Origin of the sequence: Actinomadura sp. 7K534, from assembly GCF_004348575.1 — a bacterium.
Taxonomy (GTDB): Bacteria; Actinomycetota; Actinomycetes; order Streptosporangiales; family Streptosporangiaceae; genus Spirillospora; species Spirillospora livida.
The window spans coordinates 1-730 of sequence record NZ_SMKB01000530.1 but is presented as its reverse complement, the minus strand read 5'-3'; the positions used below and the strand labels follow the sequence as shown (position 1 = coordinate 730).

The window sequence follows — 730 nt, the reverse complement described above, 5'->3', positions numbered from 1 at the left end:
CCCCCGCAACGCGCCCCCTCCGGAAACTCCCCCCAGCAACCGCCATATAGGGTCACAAACCATGGACGACGGCACGCGCTGGATCGACCTCAACGGAGCAGTCAACGCCCGCGACCTCGGCGGACTCCCCACCACCGACGGACGCACCACACGCCGCGCACGCATCCTGCGCTCCGACAACCTCCAGCACCTCACGGTCACCGACGTACGGCTCCTCCTCGACGACTACGCCCTCAAGAACATCATCGACCTGCGCAGCAGCGCCGAAGTACGCCTCGAAGGACCCGGCCCCCTCACCCGCGTGCCGTCCATCACCGTCCACCACCTGTCCCTGTTCCCCGAAGGCGGCCGCCACACCGACGCCGCCGCCGACACCGTCGAGATCGACAAAGTCCTCCCCTGGCAGAACGGCACCGCCCAGAGCCCCGGACCCGACCGCCCCACCGGCCACTACCTCGGCTACCTCAACGACCGCGGCGACTCCATCGTCACCGCCCTGCGCGTCATGACCCGCACCGACGGCGCCGCACTCGTCCACTGCGCCGCCGGCAAGGACCGCACCGGCGTCGTCTGCGCCCTCGCCCTCGACGCCGCCGGCGTCACCCGCGAAGCCATCGTCGCCGACTACGCCCAGACCGGCGACCGCATCGACGCCGTCCTGAGCCGCCTCCGCGCCAGCGACACCTACGCCGCCGACCTCGACTCCCGCCCCGCCGACTCCCACCTCCCC

General features: G+C 71.6%; 1 protein-coding gene. It reads left to right on the top strand.

What is annotated here, in order from left to right; all coding sequences use genetic code 11:
• Positions 1-61 precede the first annotated feature (61 nt).
• Positions 62-730: tyrosine-protein phosphatase (locus E1266_RS37560; RefSeq protein WP_132055368.1), on the top strand; the 669-nt coding region annotated here is incomplete at its 3' end.